Source organism: Rhizobium sp. USDA 4016, assembly GCF_056279705.1.
The window spans coordinates 3106136-3124450 of sequence record NZ_JBWCCY010000004.1; the positions used below are offsets into that span (position 1 = coordinate 3106136).

At 61.9% G+C, this 18315-nt stretch carries 17 protein-coding genes and 1 pseudogene; 7 read left to right on the forward strand and 11 right to left on the reverse strand.

Annotation, left to right across the window (positions count from 1 at the left end):
* Positions 1-4: 4 nt before the first annotated feature.
* Both rsmD and ACZ9DP_RS31060 read right to left on the reverse strand, forming a co-directional pair.
* Positions 5-565 (reverse strand): 16S rRNA (guanine(966)-N(2))-methyltransferase RsmD, encoded by a 561-nt coding sequence (gene rsmD, locus ACZ9DP_RS31055; RefSeq protein ID WP_039844108.1) that lies wholly within the window; start codon positions 563-565, stop codon positions 5-7.
* Positions 546-2468, reverse strand: a complete 1923-nt coding sequence (locus tag ACZ9DP_RS31060; protein ID WP_476204568.1) for a pseudouridine synthase — start codon at positions 2466-2468, stop codon at positions 546-548. Before ACZ9DP_RS31060 ends, rsmD begins: the two co-directional genes overlap by 20 nt.
* A gap of 91 nt (positions 2469-2559) precedes the next feature.
* Here ACZ9DP_RS31060 and ACZ9DP_RS31065 point away from each other — a divergent pair, with 91 nt between their 5' ends.
* Positions 2560-2997: a nucleoside deaminase gene (locus ACZ9DP_RS31065; protein ID WP_476205507.1), complete on the forward strand. Its 438-nt coding sequence runs from the start codon at positions 2560-2562 to the stop codon at positions 2995-2997.
* Between the two features lie 91 nt (positions 2998-3088).
* Positions 3089-3298 carry a hypothetical protein gene (locus ACZ9DP_RS31070; protein WP_476204570.1) on the forward strand — a complete coding sequence of 70 codons (210 nt, stop codon included), beginning with the start codon at positions 3089-3091 and terminating at the stop codon, positions 3296-3298.
* Positions 3299-3310: 12 nt separating this feature from the next.
* Here the strand turns inward: ACZ9DP_RS31070 and ACZ9DP_RS31075 are convergent, their stop codons facing one another.
* From ACZ9DP_RS31075 to ACZ9DP_RS31090, 4 genes are all read right to left on the reverse strand, one after another.
* Positions 3311-3934: a hypothetical protein gene (locus tag ACZ9DP_RS31075; RefSeq protein ID WP_074066819.1), complete on the reverse strand. Its 624-nt coding sequence runs from the start codon at positions 3932-3934 to the stop codon at positions 3311-3313.
* 139 nt (positions 3935-4073) lie between these two features.
* Complete coding sequence (gene ileS / locus ACZ9DP_RS31080; protein WP_476204572.1) at positions 4074-6974, reverse strand: isoleucine--tRNA ligase; 2901 nt, start codon at positions 6972-6974, stop codon at positions 4074-4076.
* Between the two features lie 244 nt (positions 6975-7218).
* Positions 7219-8202 carry a bifunctional riboflavin kinase/FAD synthetase gene (locus ACZ9DP_RS31085; protein WP_476204573.1) on the reverse strand — a complete coding sequence of 328 codons (984 nt, stop codon included), beginning with the start codon at positions 8200-8202 and terminating at the stop codon, positions 7219-7221.
* 14 nt (positions 8203-8216) lie between these two features.
* Positions 8217-9065, reverse strand: coding sequence for a TIGR01459 family HAD-type hydrolase (locus ACZ9DP_RS31090; protein WP_476204575.1), 849 nt, complete (start codon positions 9063-9065; stop codon positions 8217-8219).
* Positions 9066-9427: 362 nt separating this feature from the next.
* Between ACZ9DP_RS31090 and groES the strand changes: the two genes are divergently transcribed.
* The 3 genes from groES (at position 9428) to ACZ9DP_RS31105 (ending at position 12518) form a co-directional block, all read left to right on the forward strand.
* Positions 9428-9724 (forward strand): co-chaperone GroES, encoded by a 297-nt coding sequence (groES, locus tag ACZ9DP_RS31095; protein ID WP_004675403.1) that lies wholly within the window; start codon positions 9428-9430, stop codon positions 9722-9724.
* Positions 9725-9780: 56 nt separating this feature from the next.
* On the forward strand, positions 9781-11418 hold the full coding sequence (gene groL / locus ACZ9DP_RS31100; RefSeq protein WP_074066815.1) for a chaperonin GroEL: 1638 nt from the start codon (positions 9781-9783) through the stop codon (positions 11416-11418).
* A gap of 638 nt (positions 11419-12056) precedes the next feature.
* The gene (locus ACZ9DP_RS31105; protein ID WP_476204576.1) at positions 12057-12518 is read left to right on the forward strand and encodes a hypothetical protein; all 462 of its coding nucleotides are present in this window, start codon (positions 12057-12059) and stop codon (positions 12516-12518) included.
* Between the two features lie 56 nt (positions 12519-12574).
* On the opposite strand, the gene ACZ9DP_RS31110 is transcribed toward ACZ9DP_RS31105, so the two are convergent.
* A complete protein-coding gene (locus ACZ9DP_RS31110) occupies positions 12575-12883 on the reverse strand; it encodes a zinc ribbon domain-containing protein (protein WP_476204577.1) in 309 nt (102 codons plus the stop codon).
* 8 nt (positions 12884-12891) lie between these two features.
* Positions 12892-13049 (reverse strand): annotated as a pseudogene (locus ACZ9DP_RS31115) (thioredoxin domain-containing protein); the annotation flags it as partial.
* A 216-nt stretch (positions 13050-13265) separates the two neighbouring features.
* Between ACZ9DP_RS31115 and ACZ9DP_RS31120 the strand changes: the two are divergent.
* Positions 13266-13712 (forward strand): DoxX family protein, encoded by a 447-nt coding sequence (locus ACZ9DP_RS31120; RefSeq protein ID WP_194729077.1) that lies wholly within the window; start codon positions 13266-13268, stop codon positions 13710-13712.
* Between the two features lie 77 nt (positions 13713-13789).
* Here the strand turns inward: ACZ9DP_RS31120 and hisG are convergent, their stop codons facing one another.
* From hisG to hisS, 3 genes are all read right to left on the reverse strand, one after another.
* The gene (gene hisG, locus ACZ9DP_RS31125; protein ID WP_194729076.1) at positions 13790-14485 is read right to left on the reverse strand and encodes an ATP phosphoribosyltransferase; all 696 of its coding nucleotides are present in this window, start codon (positions 14483-14485) and stop codon (positions 13790-13792) included.
* Positions 14482-15603 carry an ATP phosphoribosyltransferase regulatory subunit gene (locus ACZ9DP_RS31130; protein WP_476204578.1) on the reverse strand — a complete coding sequence of 374 codons (1122 nt, stop codon included), beginning with the start codon at positions 15601-15603 and terminating at the stop codon, positions 14482-14484. The genes hisG and ACZ9DP_RS31130 overlap by 4 nt, the downstream gene beginning before the upstream one ends.
* A 177-nt stretch (positions 15604-15780) precedes the next feature.
* Positions 15781-17373, reverse strand: coding sequence for a histidine--tRNA ligase (hisS, locus tag ACZ9DP_RS31135; RefSeq protein WP_476204579.1), 1593 nt, complete (start codon positions 17371-17373; stop codon positions 15781-15783).
* Positions 17374-17509: 136 nt separating this feature from the next.
* Here hisS and ACZ9DP_RS31140 point away from each other — a divergent pair, with 136 nt between their 5' ends.
* On the forward strand, positions 17510-18268 hold the full coding sequence (locus tag ACZ9DP_RS31140; RefSeq protein ID WP_476204580.1) for a hypothetical protein: 759 nt from the start codon (positions 17510-17512) through the stop codon (positions 18266-18268).
* Positions 18269-18315: the final 47 nt, after the last annotated feature.

The window sequence follows — 18315 nt, forward strand, 5'->3', positions numbered from 1 at the left end:
GCCCTTATTCAGGCTGGTAGCGGAAGAAATGAACCCTTGTATCGCCAAAGATGCGATCTTCGAGGAAGAGATAGGAAGGATCAACTGAAACGGCAACATCCGATCGCTCTTCGAGAACGGCAATCGCGCCCGGCACGAGCCAGCCGCCCTTGGCGGCAGCTGCCATCGCCTTTTCACCCAGACCCTTGCCATAGGGTGGATCGGCGAAAAGCATGCTGAAGGGCTCGAGATTGCCGACGGAACCCAGGTCCGTGGCGTCACGCCGCAGAATGCGGGTGCGGCCGTGGAGGCCGAGCGCATCGATATTCTCCCAGAGAAGCCCCCTGCCCTCGACGCTGTTTTCGACAAAGAGCGCATGACGGCAGCCGCGCGAGATGGCTTCAAGTCCGACGGCGCCGGTGCCGGCAAAAAGATCGAGAATCCGGGTGCCGTCGATGCATTCCGAATAGGCGTGGCTCAGGATATTGAACAGGCTCTCACGCGTCCGGTCGGCAGTCGGCCGGATGTCGTTCGACTTCGGTACGGCGAGCGGCCGTCCGCGAAACTCACCGCCGACGATCCGCACCGCGCGTCATTCCCTTTCCTTTCGGTCCACCGCGCGACGGCGCGCCCGAAGGCTTGCCACCACCGCCCGGCCGATCGCCCTTAGGCTTGCTTGAGAAATTCTTGGAGCCGCCGCCCGGCTTGCCGAAGCTCTTGCCACGGGGCTTGTCGCCCGCAGGTTTATCGCCAAACGGCCTTTCGCCGCGCGGACGTTCGGAGCGGCCCTCGCCGGGAGCGCTGCGGGCAGTGCGCGGACGATCGCCGAAGGAATGGGGACGCTCGTCACCTTCTTCGCGTGGTCTGCGGTCGCTACGGGGCTTGTCGCTAAAGGGCCGATCCCCACGCGGAGGACGGTCACCTGACGGGCGGTCACCACGCGCGGGACGATCACCGAAAGAACGGGGACGTTCGTCACCCTCAGCACGTGGTCTGCGATCGCCACGGGGCTTGTCGCCGAAGGGCCGATCCCCGCGCGGAGGGCGGTCGCCGGACGGGCGCTCGCCACGAGCCGGACGATCGGCAGGACGGCGATCCGGACGTGCAGGACGATCGCCGAACGAGCGCTTGCGGCCAAAACCCTCGCCGTCATCCTTGGACTTCGGCGAAACTTCGCTGGAGCGGATCCACTCGCCTTCTTCGTCGCGGGCGCGGTTGATCTGCACGCGTGGCCGGTCGTCGCCGTAGTTGGAGGGCTGCGGCTTACTGCTGCCCGGCTTCTCGCCACGCTTGCGGGCGGTCTGGGCATTCTTCGCAGCCTTGGCGGCAGCCTTTTCGCCGAGCGGACGGGCGCCGGGCGCCATCCAGACGTTGGCGTTTCTGCGGCTGCCAAGCGCCGGGCGCTTAGGCCGGTCGTCTTCCCTGCGGCCAACATCGCGGTCGCCTTCGCGCCTGCCATCCCGGCGGTCATCACGGCGATCGTCACGCTTGGTGTCGAGACGGCTCAAAGCACGCTCGCGCTTGTCCTCAGGCTTCCAGGAGCGCTCGCGCTTCTCCGGCTTCGTTTCCACCTCGTCCTCGGCAGCAAGGGCAGGCGCGTTGTAGATCGGGGCATCGAAGTTCGCCTTGGCGTCCTCGATCAGGCGCGGTCCAAGCTGATCGCGCAGCGTGCGTCCGCGCACTTCAACCACGTGGCCTTCTGGCAGATCGCCGAGTTGGAACGGACCGTAGGAAACGCGGATGAGACGGTTGACGTCGAGGCCGAGCGCGCCGAGCACATTCTTGATTTCACGGTTCTTGCCTTCGCGAAGACCCATGGTGATCCAGACGTTGGAACCCTGGGTGCGGTCAAGCGTCGCTTCGATGGAGCCGTAGAGCACGCCGTCGACGGCAATGCCGTCCTTCAGCTTGTCGAGCGCTTCCTGATCGATCTCGCCATGGGCGCGCACGCGGTAGCGGCGGAGCCAGCCGGTGGTCGGCAGTTCGAGCGCGCGGGCAAGACCGCCGTCATTGGTCAGCAGCAGCAAACCTTCGGTATTGATGTCGAGCCGGCCGATCGACATGACACGCGGCAGCTCTTCTGGCAGGTTGTCGAAAACCGTCGAGCGGCCTTCCGGGTCGGAATTGGTGGTCACCAGACCGGCCGGCTTGTGATAGAGCCACAGGCGCGTGCGCTCGATGCCGCGGATCGGCACACCGTCGACCTCGATCTTGTCGGTAAGCGTCACATTGACCACCGGCGTATCGAGCGTCTTGCCGTTCAGCGTGACGCGGCCTTCCATGATCATGCGCTCGATGTCGCGGCGCGAGGCAACGCCTGCGCGCGCCATGACCTTGGAGATGCGTTCCGCCTTGGTTTCGCCTTCGGTCTCGGCGGCTGCAGCCTTGGGGGCCGCCGAGTTCCTTGCCGGTTTGCCTTCGGTTTTCGGCCGCGCATCGTGCGCGGAGGGCTTGCCGCCCGGCCGTTTTGGCTTGTCTTTGAATGTCATTTGTTGTTTGCCTGCCTTTTGGGGCCTGTCTATCAGGTCGCGCCCTTGCGGTTAAGTGGGAAATTGCCGGATCGTGAAGACAAATCGGTTTATGGAGATGGCCCTTGACGAAGCGCGAGCAGCGGGCGAGCGCGGCGAAGTGCCGATCGGCGCCGTGGTGGTGCTCGATGGCGCCGTCGTCGCGCGCGCCGGCAACCGGACGCGGGAGCTCAACGACGTCACGGCCCATGCCGAAGTGGCTGCGATCCGCATGGCTTGCGAAGTCCTGGGGCAGGAGCGTCTGCTTGGCGCCGACCTCTACGTGTCGCTGGAACCCTGCACCATGTGTGCCGCGGCCATCTCGTTCGCGCGCATCCGCAGGCTCTATTACGGCGCGGAAGATCCCAAAGGCGGGGCAGTCGACAATGGTGTGCGGTTTTACGCCCAGCCGACCTGCCATCACGCGCCGGAGGTCTATTCCGGCTTGAACGAAACGGAATCAGCGGACATTCTCAGGACGTTCTTTGCCGAAAAGAGAGAGCTTCCATGACCCCCAGCATTCTTGTTCTCGCCGCCATAGTCGCGGTCGCCGCCTCGGCTTACAGGGCGGTCGCGCCGGGTGCAGAGAAAATCCCGATGCAATGGTCTTGCGGGGCAAGGTGAACTGGTCGGCGCGCCGGCTCATGGCCTTCGGCTTCGTGCCGGCACTTGCCGTCGCCATATTCATGCTGCTGATCGTAAGCGGCATGGCCGGCGGAAACGATATCGCTTTCACCGGCTGCATTCTTTTCGGGTGTCCGATTGTGCACATCGCGCTCGTTCGCGGCTGGTTTGCGGCGCGGCAAGCCTGAGATGGCCTGAACTTACTGAAGGAAGTTCCACCACTTCTTGCCGGTGCCGGCAACTGCGGCATCCTTCTTGCGCTGCTTTGCCTTCTTGAGCTCGGGTTCGCCAAGGTCTTCCAGCTTGGCGGGATCGTCGACCTGGCGATAGGTCGACGGCGGATCGGAAATGTAGCGGCGCTGATCGAGATAGGCCCCCTTCTGCAGGGCACGGGCTTCGCGGTAGGCCTTGGTCTGCGCTTCGGTCGTCTGGCGACCGCCTTCGACGCCGTTCTTGGCGAGCGGCGAGACATAGGTATACTTGTCTTCGTTATCGTCGGCTTCCTTGACGAGGCGTGCACGGGTTTCTTCCGGCGATTCGACCCACTGCGGATTTTCCTTGCTGGCGATCGTCTGCTGCGGCTCGACCAGCGCTTCCCTGGAAGCCTGGGCAGGCAAGACGAGCGTCGGGCGCGGCGTGTACTTGACGCCCTTGTTCTTCGGCTCGCGGGGAGCCAGAGACACGGACTGGCCGATATCGTCGCCAAGCTGCTCCATCGCCGTCGTGCCTGTACCGTAGGTCGGGCTGCAGCCGGAAGCCATCGAGCCCGCCGCCACAACAACAGCCAGGCAAGCGCCTGCACGGAACCAACGCGTCGCTAACATGAAAACCCTTCCAGCCATGCCGGTGCAATCATCGCCCTACCGGATGATCGTCCCCCTGACGTAAAAATCCGGCCATTTTCAGGCAGCTTTTACCGGATGAACTGCAAAAGAGCAATTCATCCGGCAATTTTCTTCAGTCTTACAATCCGAGTTCACGCAATGCAGCGGCATCGCGCGCTGATACATCCGGATACTGCGGATCGGAGCCGACATCCTTGGTGATACGCCAGGAGCGGGCGCATTTGGTGCCCTCGGCAAGTGCTGGCTCGACGCTGACTCCGGGAACTTCCGGCAGCCGGAAGGCCTCGGCCGGCCCCTCGGCGCCGTCGACGGCAATATCCGAGGTGATGCAGATTTCCGAGAAATCCAGCCCATCAAGAGCAGCGCGAAGCACGCTGTCCGTGACATGCACGACGGGCGCTGCTTCCAGCGACGAGCCGATCCGCTTGTCCTTTCGCTCGATCTCCAGAGCGCCGGTGACGACCGAACGGATCACACGGACCTTCTTCCACTTGCCGGCCAGCGCCTCGTTCTTCCATTCAGGCGGGATCGCCGGGAACTGCTCGAGATGAACCGAGACCGCCGACGGATCGCGCGACAGCCACGCCTCTTCCATCGTGAAGGGCAGCATCGGCGCCATCCAGGTCACCATGCTATCGAAGATATTGCGGATGACATGGAGAGCCGCACGGCGCCGCTGGCTCGACGGCGCATCGCAGTAGAGCGTGTCCTTGCGGATGTCGAAATAAAAGGCCGAGAGCTCGACATTGGCAAAGTCGATCAGCGCGCGGGCGATCTTCTTGAAGTCGAAGGCATCATAGTTCTCGCGCACGAGCTCGTCGAGCTCGGCCAGGCGGTGGAGCATCAGCTGCTCCAGTTCCGGCAGATCGGCGAGCGCGATCACTTCGCCCTTGTCGTGGGCGAGTGTGCCAAGCATCCAGCGGATCGTGTTGCGGAGCTTTCGGTAGGCATCGACATTCGTCTGGATGATCGTCTTGCCGACGCGAAGGTCGTCCGCGTAGTCGGAGGTCATGACCCAGAGGCGGAGGATATCCGCACCGGCATCCTTCATAACTTCCTGCGGCGCAGTGACGTTGCCCTTGGACTTCGACATCTTCTCGCCCTTCTCGTCCATGGTGAAGCCATGGGTGAGGACGGCGTTGTAGGGCGCGCGGCCGCGGGTAGCGGCCGATTCAAGCAGCGAGGAATGAAACCAGCCGCGATGCTGGTCCGAGCCTTCGAGATAGAGATCGGCCGGCCACTTAAGGTCCGGGCGGTCTTCCAGCGTAAAGGTGTGCGTGGAGCCCGAGTCGAACCAGACGTCGAGGATATCCATGACCTGCTTCCACGGCTCGTTCGCCTTCTTGCCGAGGAAACGCTCACGCGCACCTTCGGCGAACCAGGCGTCGGCGCCTTCCTTTTCGAAGGCTTCGAGGATGCGGGCATTGACCTCGTCGTCCTGCAGGATCTGGCCTTGCTCGTCGACGAAGACGCAGATCGGCACGCCCCAGGCGCGCTGGCGCGAAAGCACCCAGTCCGGGCGCTGTTCGATCATGGCGCGCAGGCGATTCTGGCCGACAGCCGGTACGAAGCGGGTCTCGTCGATCGCGTTCAGCGCTCGGGAGCGCAGCGTCGTTCCGTCGCCGAGCTCCTTGTCCATATGGACGAACCACTGCGGCGTGTTGCGGAAGATGACCGGCTTCTTCGAGCGCCAGGAATGCGGATAAGAGTGCTTCAGGCGGCCGCGTGCGAAGAGCGCGTGGCGGGCGATCAACGCTTTGATGACGCGCTCATTGGCATCACCCTTCTTGCCGCTGTCATCGATAACGCGCGCCGCGCCGCCTTCCGCATCCGGGCCGAAGCCGGGCGCGTCGATGGTGAAGAAGCCGGCATCGTCGACCGGGAACGGGATCGTGGACGAGATGCCGCGCGCTTCGAGCTCCCGCATATTGTCCATCCAGGCATCGAAGTCCTCGCGACCGTGGCTGGGGGCGGTATGGACGAAACCGGTACCGGCGTCATCGGTCACATGCTCGCCATCAAGCAGCGGCACTTGGAAATCATAGCCGCCGCCCAGGCCGTGCAGCGGGTGCGCGCAGGTGACGGCGGCAAGTTCATCCGCTTTAATATCGCGAACGAAATTGAAGGTCACTTTCGCCTTGGCAGCGGACTCCTCAGCCAAGCGCCTGGCAAAGATCAGCTTCTCGCCCGGCTGCGGGCCGAAGTCGTTCTCGGCGGTCGCAACTTCGTAGAGGCCATAGGGGTAGCGCGACGAGAACGCGACCGCGCGGTTGCCCGGGATCGTCCAGGGGGTCGTCGTCCAGATGACCACGAAGGCGCCGGCCAGAGCGGCGGGGCCTTCCGCGACGGGGAACTTCACCCAGATCATGTCGCTTTCGACATCGGCGTATTCGACTTCGGCTTCCGCCAGCGCAGTGCGCTCGACGACCGACCACATGACCGGCTTGGAGCCGCGGTAGAGCTGGCCGCTTCTTGCGATCTTCAAAAGCTCGCCGGCAATGCGCGATTCGGCGTGGAAGTGCATCGTCGTATAGGGATTATCGAAGTCGCCCTCGATGCCGAGGCGCTTGAACTCCTCGGACTGAACCTTGATCCAGCCGGCGGCGAAGTCGCGGCATTCCTTGCGGAATTCGTTGATCGGAACTTCGTCCTTGTTCTTGCCCTTCTCGCGGTATTTCTCCTCGATCTTCCATTCGATCGGAAGGCCGTGGCAGTCCCAGCCGGGAACGTAGTTGGCGTCAAAGCCGCGCATCTGGAACGAGCGGTTGATGACGTCCTTGAGGATCTTGTTCAGCGCGTGGCCGATATGGATGTTGCCGTTCGCATAGGGCGGGCCGTCATGGAGGACGAACTTCTCGCGTCCGGCAGCGGATGCGCGCAGCTTCCTGTAGAGGCCCATCTGCTGCCAGCGTGCAACGATTTCCGGCTCCTTCTGCGGCAGGCCGGCGCGCATCGGGAAGTCGGTTTCGGGCAGGTAGAGGGTCTTCGAGTAGTCGATCTTTTCGGCTGTGTCGGTCATGTTTCAGCAATCGTTTCTGGGCGCCTTCAAGGCGCGACGGCTTCAAAAATGTCTGATGACGGAAGCGCTCGTTTGCCCAAGCGCCAAAAACCCGGACCTTCCGGCGGCTCAGCGCGCGCGGAAGGCCGGGCCGATAATTCGCATCGCACTCGACAGCCGGACTTTATTCATAGCGGCGGTTCATAGGCGTTTTTGCCGGAAAAAGGAAGAGGGATTTGAGGCCGTGCCCACCGGCATCGCGGCGTCAGACGAAACAAAGCTTAAGGTCGAGTTCGCCGAGCGGCCGGACACCCGCAAGCAGCGCCTTCGCCTCCTGCTCGTCACGCTTGATCTGCTCGACGAGCGGTTCCAGGCCGTCGAACTTCAGTTCGGGCCGCAGGTGGCCGAAGAAGGAGACGGAACAGGTCCGGCCGTAGAGGTCGCCGCTGAAATCGAAGAGATAGGTCTCCAGCAGCGGCGCACCGTTTTCGATCACCGTCGGGCGGCGGCCGTAGCTCGCAACTGCATCGTAGAGCTTGCCGTCGTCCCGGCGGAAGCGGACGGCGTAGATGCCGGCTGCAAGTTCGGCCTCCGGCGGAAGCTGCATGTTTGCGGTTGGAAAACCGAGCTCGCGGCCAAGCTTTTCGCCGCCGATCACCTCAGCCTCGACTGTGTAGCGGTAGCCGAGCAGCGCGGCGGCCTCGCTGACATCGCCTTCCTTCAACAACTCGCGGATGCGGCTCGATGAGACGACCTCGGCATTCTCGTCGCGAAAGGCGTCGATCAGCGTGACGCCGAAACCGTATTTATGGCCGGCATCCATAAGGAAGGCCGGGCCGCCCTCGCGATTCTTGCCGAAATGGAAGTCGAAGCCGGTGACGACTTCGGAGGCGCCCAGCCAGTCCTTCAAGATGCCGTGGATGAAGTCGTCCGGCGAGCGCTGCGAGAATTCGCGGTCGAAGGGATATTCGATAACGGCGTTGAAGCCGATCGCTTCCAGGATGCGGGCCTTCAGGGGTGCGGGCGTGATGCGGAAGACCGGTGTTTCCGGCCTGAAGACCGTGCGGGGATGCGGCTCAAAAGTCAGCACCAGCGCCGGGATGTCCCGCTCGTTCGAGATTTCCAGCGCGCGGTTCAGCACCGATTGATGGCCGCGATGAACGCCGTCGAAATTGCCGATGGCAATCACCCCGCCCTTCAGGTGGGCAGGCAAGGGTTCGCGGGTTTCATTGCGGTGAAAAACGGTCATCGGCGGGCTTCTTCTTATGCGAGGCGCGGCATCCACCACTTGGGCGCGGCCTTCTCGTGTTCGAGATAGGCATGCAGGATCGCCTCGTCGGTCTCGCCGTTCAGTGTGTATTCCTTCGCGTGGATACCGCCGCTGATATAGAGGAGATCGAGGCCGTAATCGAGAGCGCCGTGCACATCCGTCGGCATGCCGTCGCCGATGGCAAGAATGCGGCTTTTCGGGAAATCGCCGTGGAGTTCGTGCGCGGTTTTCAGCACGGCGTCGTAGATCGGCGCGTGCGGCTTTCCGGCGATGCGGATCTCGCCGCCCAACTGGTGGTAATAGGCAGCCATGGCGCCGGCGCAGGGGATGATGCGGTGACCACGTTCAACGACGAGGTCCGGATTGGCGCAGACCATCGGCACGTTGCGTGCCTGAAAATCCTTGAGCATATCCGTGTAGTCTTCCGGCTTTTCCGTCTCGTCGTCGAAGAAACCGGTGCAGACCACGGATTGAGCGTCCTTCGCATCGACGCGCTCGACGCCGAGACCTTCGATGATGGCCAGATCGCGATCCGGGCCAAGCAGGAACACCTTCTTCGGGCCTTCGGCGATCAGGCCGCGGGTGACGTCGCCGGAGGTGACGATCCGGTCATAGGCGCCGTCCTGGATGCCGATCTGGCGAAGCTGGGCGACCACCTGAGGCGCGATGCGCGGCGAATTGGTGATGAGGATGACGGCAAGCCCCTCGCCGCGCGCGGCTTCCAGAGCGGCAGCGGCCGTCGGGAAGGGATCGACGCCATTGTGCAGCACGCCCCAGACATCGCAGAACACCGCATCATACTGGCTGGTGATCTCCGCAAAACTTCTAATCCGCTTGGCCATCCGATTTCCCGATTTGCTTTCAGTCAGGCGTGACATTGCAAAGGCATGTCGCGATGGCAAGGGATTTTCGGGCGATCTTCAGGAAAAACCGTCGGACCTTCCACGAGAGGAACGGCCACGCCGTTGACAGCCTGCGCGGGCACTCCGAAGCTCAGGCAACCGACGCGCGTCGAATCGGGCGATGCTTCAAACAATTCCCGCCCTCTTCACAATTCCGGCGCAAAATTCCGTGATGGGGCTTCTTGACTCCTTCTGGAGCCATCCCTAAATGCTCGGCGCTAGCACTCCTCAACGGAGAGTGCTAACACTTATCCATGTGGGCCGCCCGGCCTGCGAATGTCATTTGATCGAGGGATTAGACAATGGCAAGCACCAATTTCCGCCCCCTTCACGACCGCGTCGTCGTTCGCCGCGTTGAATCCGAAGAAAAGACCAAAGGCGGCATCATCATTCCCGATACCGCTAAGGAAAAGCCGCAGGAAGGCGAAATCGTCGCCGTCGGCTCCGGCGCTCGTGACGAGTCCGGCAAGGTCGTCGCTCTCGACGTCAAGGCTGGCGACCGCGTTCTGTTCGGCAAGTGGTCCGGCACAGAAGTCAAGATCAACGGCGAAGACCTTCTGATCATGAAGGAAGCCGACATCATGGGCATCATCGGCTGATCCAGCCGGTCGCTTTTTACCGAAATCGCTGACAACCCTTCTCAGGAGTTTTCAAAATGGCAGCTAAAGAAATTAAGTTCGGCCGCACCGCGCGCGAAAAGATGCTGCGCGGCGTCGATATCCTCGCTGACGCAGTCAAGGTAACGCTCGGCCCGAAGGGTCGCAACGTCATCATCGACAAGTCCTTCGGCGCGCCGCGCATCACCAAGGACGGTGTTTCGGTCGCCAAGGAAATCGAACTGGACGACAAGTTCGAAAACATGGGCGCCCAGATGGTCCGCGAAGTCGCTTCGAAGACCAACGACATCGCCGGTGACGGCACCACGACCGCAACCGTTCTTGCTCAGGCCATCGTTCGCGAAGGCAACAAGGCCGTTGCAGCCGGCATGAACCCGATGGATCTGAAGCGCGGTATCGATCTTGCCGTTACTGAAGTCGTCAAGGATCTCCAGGCCAAGGCCAAGAAGATCTCCACTTCGGAAGAAGTTGCACAGGTCGGCACGATCTCCGCAAACGGCGACAGCCAGGTCGGTCGCGACATTGCTGAAGCCATGCAGAAGGTCGGCAACGAAGGCGTCATCACTGTCGAAGAAGCCAAGACCGCCGAAACCGAACTCGAAGTCGTCGAAGGCATGCAGTTCGACCGCGGCTATCTCAGCCCGTACTTCGTGACCAACCCGGAAAAGATGGTTGCTGACCTCGACGACGCCTATATCCTTCTGCACGAGAAGAAGCTCTCCAACCTGCAGTCGATGCTTCCGGTTCTCGAAGCCGTCGTTCAGACCGGCAAGCCGCTGCTGATCATCGCTGAAGACGTCGAAGGCGAAGCGCTTGCAACGCTCGTCGTCAACAAGCTGCGCGGCGGGCTGAAGATTGCTGCCGTCAAGGCTCCGGGCTTCGGCGACCGCCGCAAGGCCATGCTCGAGGACATCGCGATCCTGACCGGTGGTACGGTCATCTCCGAAGATCTCGGCATCAAGCTCGAGTCCGTCACCCTCGACATGCTCGGCCGCACCAAGAAGGTTTCGATCTCCAAGGAAAACACCACGATCGTCGACGGCGCCGGCGCCAAGTCCGACATCGAAGGCCGCGTTGCGCAGATCAAGGCGCAGATCGAAGAAACCACCTCCGACTACGACCGCGAGAAGCTGCAGGAACGCCTTGCCAAGCTCGCAGGCGGCGTTGCCGTCATCCGCGTCGGCGGCTCGACGGAAGTCGAAGTGAAGGAAAAGAAGGACCGCATCGACGACGCCCTCAATGCGACGCGCGCTGCTGTTCAGGAAGGTATCGTCCCGGGCGGCGGCGTTGCCCTGCTCCGTTCCTCCGTCAAGATCACGTCCAAGGGCGTGAACGACGATCAGGAAGCCGGCATCAACATCGTTCGCAAGGCGCTGCAGTCGCTGGTTCGCCAGATCGCTGACAACGCTGGTGACGAAGCTTCGATCGTCGTCGGCAAGATCCTCGACAAGAATGACGACAACTACGGCTACAACGCCCAGACGAGCGAATATGGCGATATGATCGCCATGGGTATCGTCGACCCGGTCAAGGTCGTCCGTACGGCTCTGCAGAATGCAGCCTCGGTTGCTTCGCTGCTGATCACCACGGAAGCGATGATCGCCGAGCTGCCGAAGAAGGACGCTCCGGCGATGCCGGGCGGCATGGGCGGAATGGGCGGCATGGACATGATGTGAGACTGAGGTCTCGCATCTGAGCCATCCGGTTCAGTTCAGGAAGGGCGGTCTTCGGGCCGCCCTTTTCTTTTGAGCCCGATTCGCAGCTGCGCACGCGCAGGGCAAGCCGTCGACTTTCCAAAGCGTTTAACTTGGCCCGTTCTCTTGCCGCCACCAGCCCGGAGCTTTCGCGAAGCTTGCGCCGCCAGATTTTTCAACAAATATTCGAATTTCGCTTAAAGAGGCATTTGCCGGGCAAAAACCACTTCTTTGCGAAGCGAAACCACGCACAATCCATCACAAATTGATTCTTTGTACTTCTCATGCGACGTTTTCCAGCAAAATAGCCGGTTGAACCGTCTTGGCCGGACGAGGGTTCCGCCCCGAAAAAGCCGTTGCCGTTTGGCGAAAAGCTCCTATAAATCCGCGCTGCAATTGATGTGTGTTCGAGGATCGTTTTCACCCGCCAGCGAGGCCGGAACGCCGTCTCAACCTGCGCGAACATTCGGCGACGAACGTTTGCGCGACAAGCAAGAGCAAGCCTCACTGCCCCGCCGGCGATCGAGGTTCCAGACCGCAGGCATGATGCCTGGCGCCGTATGACCCTGTTTCGCTCTGACCGCAGCGCAGCGGAGACTGCGCCCGAACCGGGGAACCCCTTGTTTAAAATCGCCAAAGCAACTGTTGCCGCCCCCCTGATGCCTGGCTCGCTGGATCTGACCCATCGTAATCAGGATATGATTGCACAATTTTCGGTCTCCGAGGCCTGGGCCGGCGACTTTTCAAGCGGAATCATCCGCCTCGGCGACTGGAGCAGCCTGCTGCATGGCCTTTCGGCACAGGAATGCGGCCTTCTGAGCCTGCTGCGCTGCTATGATCCGAAAGATCGGGGGCATATCCTCGCGCTTTTCGAACAAGCCACAACACTTTCGTCGTCCTTCTGCTTTTCCACGACGATCATGATGCCGAACAGCCTGCGTCAGCCGGTTTTCTGCATGGGTGAATCGAGCGGAGTGGAGGAAAAATTCAGTGGCGGTATGGCAGGGGTCTTCATCTTTCCGCGCTTCAAGCTGGATGGGGCAAACCAGACGGCAAGCCGGCAACAGGCGCAAGCATCGTAAGAGAAAGGCCGATCCTGCGACCGGCATGCCGAGAATGCTGGGGCTTTTCGGCGACATTAACATCTTCCCCCGTTTGCAAGCGGGGGATTTCCGAGGGGGCGCGAAGCTCCGCCGATGGTTATCGCTTCAACGGAGAGCCGCTGCCCTTCCTCGACGATCATAGACGCCGTGTTCCGACGCAGGATGTTGATTGCAGCATTGTGGTCGGCATGGGCGCGCAAGCCGCATTGGCAACAGCGGAAAGACGCTTGGCTTTCGCGGCTTTCCCTGTCCACGGCTGCGCAGGCCGAACAGGTCTGCGAGGTGTGGCGGGGATCGACCTTGCACAGGTATCCGCCCCGTTCTTCGAGCTTGTAGGCCAACACGGTTTCAAAGCCGTGCCAGTGTAATGCGGCTCGTAAGGCAGACCGAGCTCTTCCAGCGCGATCGCTATCTTCACGCCGTTCGGCGTTTGCAGCGAATAAAGCTGAATAACATTTTGTTCTGCGCCGGCCAGCGCTTGGTGATCGGAAATGCGGAAAGGTCTGCCATGCCATTTTCTCCTGGGGGTTGGTGGCGAACATAGAAGACCGGCGACGCAAAAGACAAGCCGCTCAACGGAGTGATCGTTTCAGATTAGTGAACAAACCATCCTCATTTGTTTATCTTTTCATCGTGCCCAAAAAAGGCGACAACGCCGTCCAATCGGGGTTCAAACGGTGCCGGGGGACGGGGACCTCCAGAGCAATTCAAACGGAGATCGCGTCCATGTCGAATACCACCAACATCGTCCTTCTTGTCGCCCGCATCCTGCTTTCGTTTATGTTCATCATGTCCGGCTTCGGCAAGCTCACCGATCCGGCCGGTACGGCCGGGATGATCAGCGGTGCCGGCCTTCCTGCCGCAACACTTCTCGCCTATGCCGCTGGCCTCTTTGAGCTTGTTGCCGGGCTTGCCGTCCTCGTTGGTTTCCAGACCCGTATCGTCGGCTGGGCACTCGCCCTCTTCTGCGCCTTCACCGGCCTCGTCTTCCACAGCGGCACGATCAACGTTCCGGATTTTCCGGCTGCGGCCAATGGCTGGATCAACGTGCTCAACCAGATCATGCTGATGAAGAACCTGACGCTTGCCGGCGCCTATATCCTCCTCGCCACCTTCGGCCCGGGCGCCTATTCGCTGGATGCACGCCGTGGCGCATATGCCGTTGCCGCCTAAGCGCGCAACATCCTCCCAAGCAGAAGAAACCCGCCGTCGGAAAGACGGCGGGTTGTTCGTTTGGTTCTTTGCAGAAATCAAAGGGCGCTGCGCACCGCCTCTATGATCCTCGCCACCGACGGCTCGCCGGCGTGGCTCTCCTTGCGGGCGCGGACGAGGCAGGCTTCCGAGCGCAAGATCACACCGTCGTTCAGCACCCGCAGATGGTTCGCCCTCAAGGTGGAGCCCGTCGAGGTGATGTCGACGATGATATCAGCGGAGCCGGAGGCCGGGGCCCCTTCCGTCGCACCAAGGCTTTCGACGATGCGGTAGAGCTGGATGCCATGCTGGCTGGAGAAGAACTGCTGCGTCAGCCGCCAATACTTGGTTGCGATGGTCAAACGGCGGCCATGGCGGGCGCGGAAGTCGGCCGCGACATCGCCGAGATCGGCCATGGTGTCGACATCGAGCCAGATCTCAGGAACGGCAACCACCACGTCGGCGCGGCCGAAACCGAGGCGGGCGCAGAATTCGACGCGCCTGTCGGCTTCCGCCAGCCCTTCGCGCACCAGGTCTTCCCCGGTCACGCCGAAATCGATGGTGCCGTTGCCGAGTTCGCGCGATATTTCCGAGGCCGACAGGAAGGCGATCTCGACGTCGTCCCAACCCTCGACACGGCCGCGATAGGAGCGGTCATTGCCGACGGCGATGATCCTCATGCCGGCGCGCTCGAAGAGTGTCGAGGCATCGTCCTTCATCCGGCCCTTGGAGGGCAGCGCGATGGTGATGGTCATGGGGCCGCCCTTTCCGTTTCGATGCGGTCGAGCCAGAGCGAGAAGCCAACGGCTGGAATGCGGTCCTTGGCGCCCAGCAGCGTCAACAGCCTGTCGAAGCGTCCGCCGCCTGCGAGCACGGCGGACGAACCCTGGATGCCCACCTCGAAGACAAGGCCGGTGTAATAATCGAGCGGGCGGCCGAAGGCGGCGCGATAATCGATGGAGGCGAGGTCGATCCCGGCATTGCCGAGGGCGGCCACCCGGCCATCGAAGCGAGAGAGCGCATTGCCGAGCTTCAGCCCGGCGGCATCGGCAAAACCGGCCAGAGCGGCCGAGGCATTGATGAGCGGCACCCTCAGCGACAGGAACTCTTCGAGCACGCGGAAGGCCGCATCATCGAGGCGCGTTTGCGAAAGGACCAACTTCTCCTTCAGCCGGCGAGCGATTTCAGCCGGCGAGCGGCTGGCGTTCGAGGAATAGCCCGTTCTGTGCATCGTCGCGTCGATATGGGCAATGAGTGCTGCCTCGTCGCCGGCGGCGATCAGCCGTGCGACATCGTCATCCAGATCGGTCACGAATTGCGGGCTGACGAGGCTCGCGAGCAGCGCTTCAAGCTGGCCCATATTGCCGAAGGCATGGATCAGCCGCTTCTGCCATCCGAGCGGTAGGCCGAGCGCCTGGACCACGGCTTCGAAGACGGCCTGATCGCCCAGCGTGACCGTGAGGCGTTTGCCAGGAAGAAGCCGCGCCAGGATGCCGGTCGCATCGCCGATCGCGCGGGCGTCGGCGCTGGCGATATTGATGTCGCCAAGGTCTTCGATGCCTGCCTGATAGAATTCGTTTCCACCCTCGCGGCGCTGGCGAAAGACTTCGCCGAGATAGGAATAGCGTTTCGGCGTGCCGGTTGCCGTCTCGATGTGGCGGGTGCAGACGGGAATGGTGAATTCCGGCCGCAGGCAGAGGCTGGCGCCGGTTTCGCTTTCCGTCATGAAGATGCGGCGGCGGAGGTCTTCGCCGGCAATGTCGAGGAAGGGCTCGGCCGGCTGGATGACCGGCGTGTCGATCCGCTCCGTCTTGCGGGCGGTAAATTCGTCCAGGAGGTCGTTGGCGAAATCGGGGAGGTTGATCAGGGCCATGGCGTGGCTCCCGAATAAAGTCCCCTCCCCAACCCCTCCCCACAAGGGAGAAGGACTAACCCGCGGCGATCGCCGAAAGAGATAAGCAGCGCGGTCGACCAAGCGAATGCTGCGTTGGGCAGGACGGCGGCGCTCAGGGGCCCTCCCCTTTGTGGGGAGGGGTTGGGGAGTGGAAAATCACCCATTGCCGCCCGCCCTCGCGCGATCCTCCGCCTGAGCCGCCAGGATTTCCTTCACCTTGGCCACCAGATCGGCCTCGGCGACGGTCTCCTGCGCCACGCGCGCCTCGCGCCAGCTGGCATTGTCCTCGATCTCACTGGACAAGCGCTTGCCTTCGATCAGGTCCTTGATCTGCGCGACGCCTTGGGCACGCTCATCGCCGCCCTGGATGATGGCGATTGGGCAGCCGCGGCGGTCGGCATATTTCAGCTGGTTGCCGAACTTCTTCCAGTTGCCCTGGAACATTTCGGCGCGGATGCCGGCGGCGCGCAGCGCTTGCGTCATGCGCTGGTAGCGGCCCAAAGCATCCATGTCCTGGCCATCCATGACTGTGACGAGCACTGGCTCGATGACCTCGCTCTGGCCAAGCTTGCCGAGGTTCTTCAGCGCCGTCATCAGGCGCGAAACGCCGATCGAGAAGCCGGTTGCCGGAACCGGCTGGCCCATGAAGCGGGAGACGAGGCCGTCATAACGGCCACCGCCACCAACGGAGCCAAAGACAACCTTTTCGCCCTTTTCGTTGGTCACGTCGAAGAGCAGTTCGGCTTCGTAGACAGGGCCGGTGTAGTATTCGAGGCCGCGGACGACAGAGGGGTCGATCTTGATGCGATCTGGACCGTAGTCCGCTGCTTCAACCAATTGCCAAATCTGCTTTAGCTCAAGAACCCCTTCAATGCCTTTAGGAGAATCTTTGAAGTTGTTGTGAAGCGTGTCAAAAATAGCCCCTCCATCAATCTCGGCACTGGCCACCGGGTTTTGCACCATCGGATGTGAACCGAGTGCCGTTTCTGCCGTCTGCAAGATATTGATGAAATCAAGTAATCGATCAATCTGCTGCGAAGTCAGCCCCGCGCCCTTGGTGAAGTCACCGGATTCATCCTTGCGGCCTTCGCCGAGCAAAAGCCGCACGCCCTCAGGGCCGAACTTGTCGAGCTTATCGATGGCGCGCAGCACGTTGAGGCGCTGGCCTGCCTTGTCCTCGTCGCCGAGGCCGATCGCCTCCAGCACGCCATCCAGAACCTTGCGGTTGTTCACCCGGATAACATAATCCCCGCGCTTGATGCCGAGGGCTTCCAGCGTATCGGCCATCATCATGCACATTTCGGCATCGGCCTGAACACCTGGCGCGCCGACGGTGTCGGCGTCGAATTGCATGAACTGGCGGAAGCGGCCGGGGCCCGGCTTTTCATTGCGGAACACGTAGCCGGCGCGATAGGTGCGGTAGGGTAGCTGGATCTCGTTGAAATTCTCCGCGACATGGCGGGCGAGCGGCGCCGTCAGGTCGTAGCGCAGGCTCATCCACTGGTCGTCGTCGTCCTGCAGCGAGAAAACACCCTCGTTCGGACGGTCGCTGTCCGGCAGGAACTTGCCGAGCGCATCGGTATATTCCAAGAGCGGCGTTTCGACCGGATCGAAACCATAATGCTCGTAGACTTCGCGGATCTTCGCGGTCATCTCGTTGACGGCGCGGATATCGGCGGCCGAACGGTCGACGAAGCCGCGCGGCAAGCGAGCCCTGAGCTTTTGTGGTTTCTTCTGCTTCTCGTTCATTTCCAACGCATTCCGCTCAATCGTGACAGTGGCGGTTTCCTAGCGGATTGGGAGGATAGCGGCAAGGGCGAAGGGACTTGAAGCGCAAGCCAGAATCGAAGATCGAAGGGCAGCCCACCGAATTGCGGGAACGACCATGATTATCGAGGCACTTCACTATCTCGCGACGTTGCCTGTCACGGGCAAGGCGAACCGCAGGTTCATCCGCTATTCCATCAACCTCTGGTCCCGCGCCAGGCGCTGTAGCCGGGCATGGGCGGAGCATGAGGAGAACAGCCGCACAGCCATCCTCTGCGCGATGGACGGTCTTCGCGAGACACGCACGGTCGTCGTGCTCGGCTCAGGCCTGCTTTGCGACGTGCCGATCAAGGAACTTTCGAAGAGCTTCGATACGGTCGTTCTTGTCGATCTCGTGCACGTCGCGTCGGTGCGCCTTTGGCTGAAGACGAAGGGCTACCGCAATGTCCGGCTCATCGAGCGCGATCTCTCCGGATATGACGATCTCGCGGCAGGGAAAGAGGTGGAGCCGCTCGGCTTCCTGCGGTCGGTGCCCTATCTCGATTTCGCGGTTTCGGCGAATCTGCTGTCGCAAATCGGCCGTGGCGTGAAGCGGCGCTATGAGGCGGAAGAGCCGGGCAGGATGCCGGATGACAGCGTGGCTCGGCTGATCGACGCTCATCTTTCCGGCCTGGCTGCCTTACCCTGCCGGACCTGCCTTCTGACCGACATCTCCTACACCGTCATCGACCGCAACGGCAAAACCCACGAGGGAGCCGACCTGTTGCATGGCGTCCCGCCACCTGCGGCCAGGGCCAACTGGACATGGACCGTCGCGCCGCTCGGCGAGGAAAGCGCCGACTACCAGATCGTCCACAAGGTCATTGCTGCCTACTGAATTGCAGGATATCGTCGATACAATCAATGATTTATTGTATCACTTTT

What these genes read in the sequence shown, in the direction of transcription:
- ACZ9DP_RS31065 (WP_476205507.1), top strand. Translation starts at nt 2,560, where the DNA reads ATGGAGATGGCCCTTGACGAAGCGCGAGCAGCGGGCGAGCGCGGCGAA.
- ACZ9DP_RS31130 (WP_476204578.1), bottom strand. Translation starts at nt 15,603, where the DNA reads ATGGCCCTGATCAACCTCCCCGATTTCGCCAACGACCTCCTGGACGAA.
- groES (WP_004675403.1), top strand. Translation starts at nt 9,428, where the DNA reads ATGGCAAGCACCAATTTCCGCCCCCTTCACGACCGCGTCGTCGTTCGC.
- ACZ9DP_RS31060 (WP_476204568.1), bottom strand. Translation starts at nt 2,468, where the DNA reads ATGACATTCAAAGACAAGCCAAAACGGCCGGGCGGCAAGCCCTCCGCG.
- ACZ9DP_RS31120 (WP_194729077.1), top strand. Translation starts at nt 13,266, where the DNA reads ATGTCGAATACCACCAACATCGTCCTTCTTGTCGCCCGCATCCTGCTT.
- ACZ9DP_RS31070 (WP_476204570.1), top strand. Translation starts at nt 3,089, where the DNA reads ATGGTCTTGCGGGGCAAGGTGAACTGGTCGGCGCGCCGGCTCATGGCC.
- hisG (WP_194729076.1), bottom strand. Translation starts at nt 14,485, where the DNA reads ATGACCATCACCATCGCGCTGCCCTCCAAGGGCCGGATGAAGGACGAT.
- ACZ9DP_RS31090 (WP_476204575.1), bottom strand. Translation starts at nt 9,065, where the DNA reads ATGGCCAAGCGGATTAGAAGTTTTGCGGAGATCACCAGCCAGTATGAT.
- hisS (WP_476204579.1), bottom strand. Translation starts at nt 17,373, where the DNA reads ATGAACGAGAAGCAGAAGAAACCACAAAAGCTCAGGGCTCGCTTGCCG.
- ileS (WP_476204572.1), bottom strand. Translation starts at nt 6,974, where the DNA reads ATGACCGACACAGCCGAAAAGATCGACTACTCGAAGACCCTCTACCTG.
- ACZ9DP_RS31085 (WP_476204573.1), bottom strand. Translation starts at nt 8,202, where the DNA reads ATGACCGTTTTTCACCGCAATGAAACCCGCGAACCCTTGCCTGCCCAC.
- groL (WP_074066815.1), top strand. Translation starts at nt 9,781, where the DNA reads ATGGCAGCTAAAGAAATTAAGTTCGGCCGCACCGCGCGCGAAAAGATG.
- ACZ9DP_RS31075 (WP_074066819.1), bottom strand. Translation starts at nt 3,934, where the DNA reads ATGTTAGCGACGCGTTGGTTCCGTGCAGGCGCTTGCCTGGCTGTTGTT.
- ACZ9DP_RS31140 (WP_476204580.1), top strand. Translation starts at nt 17,510, where the DNA reads ATGATTATCGAGGCACTTCACTATCTCGCGACGTTGCCTGTCACGGGC.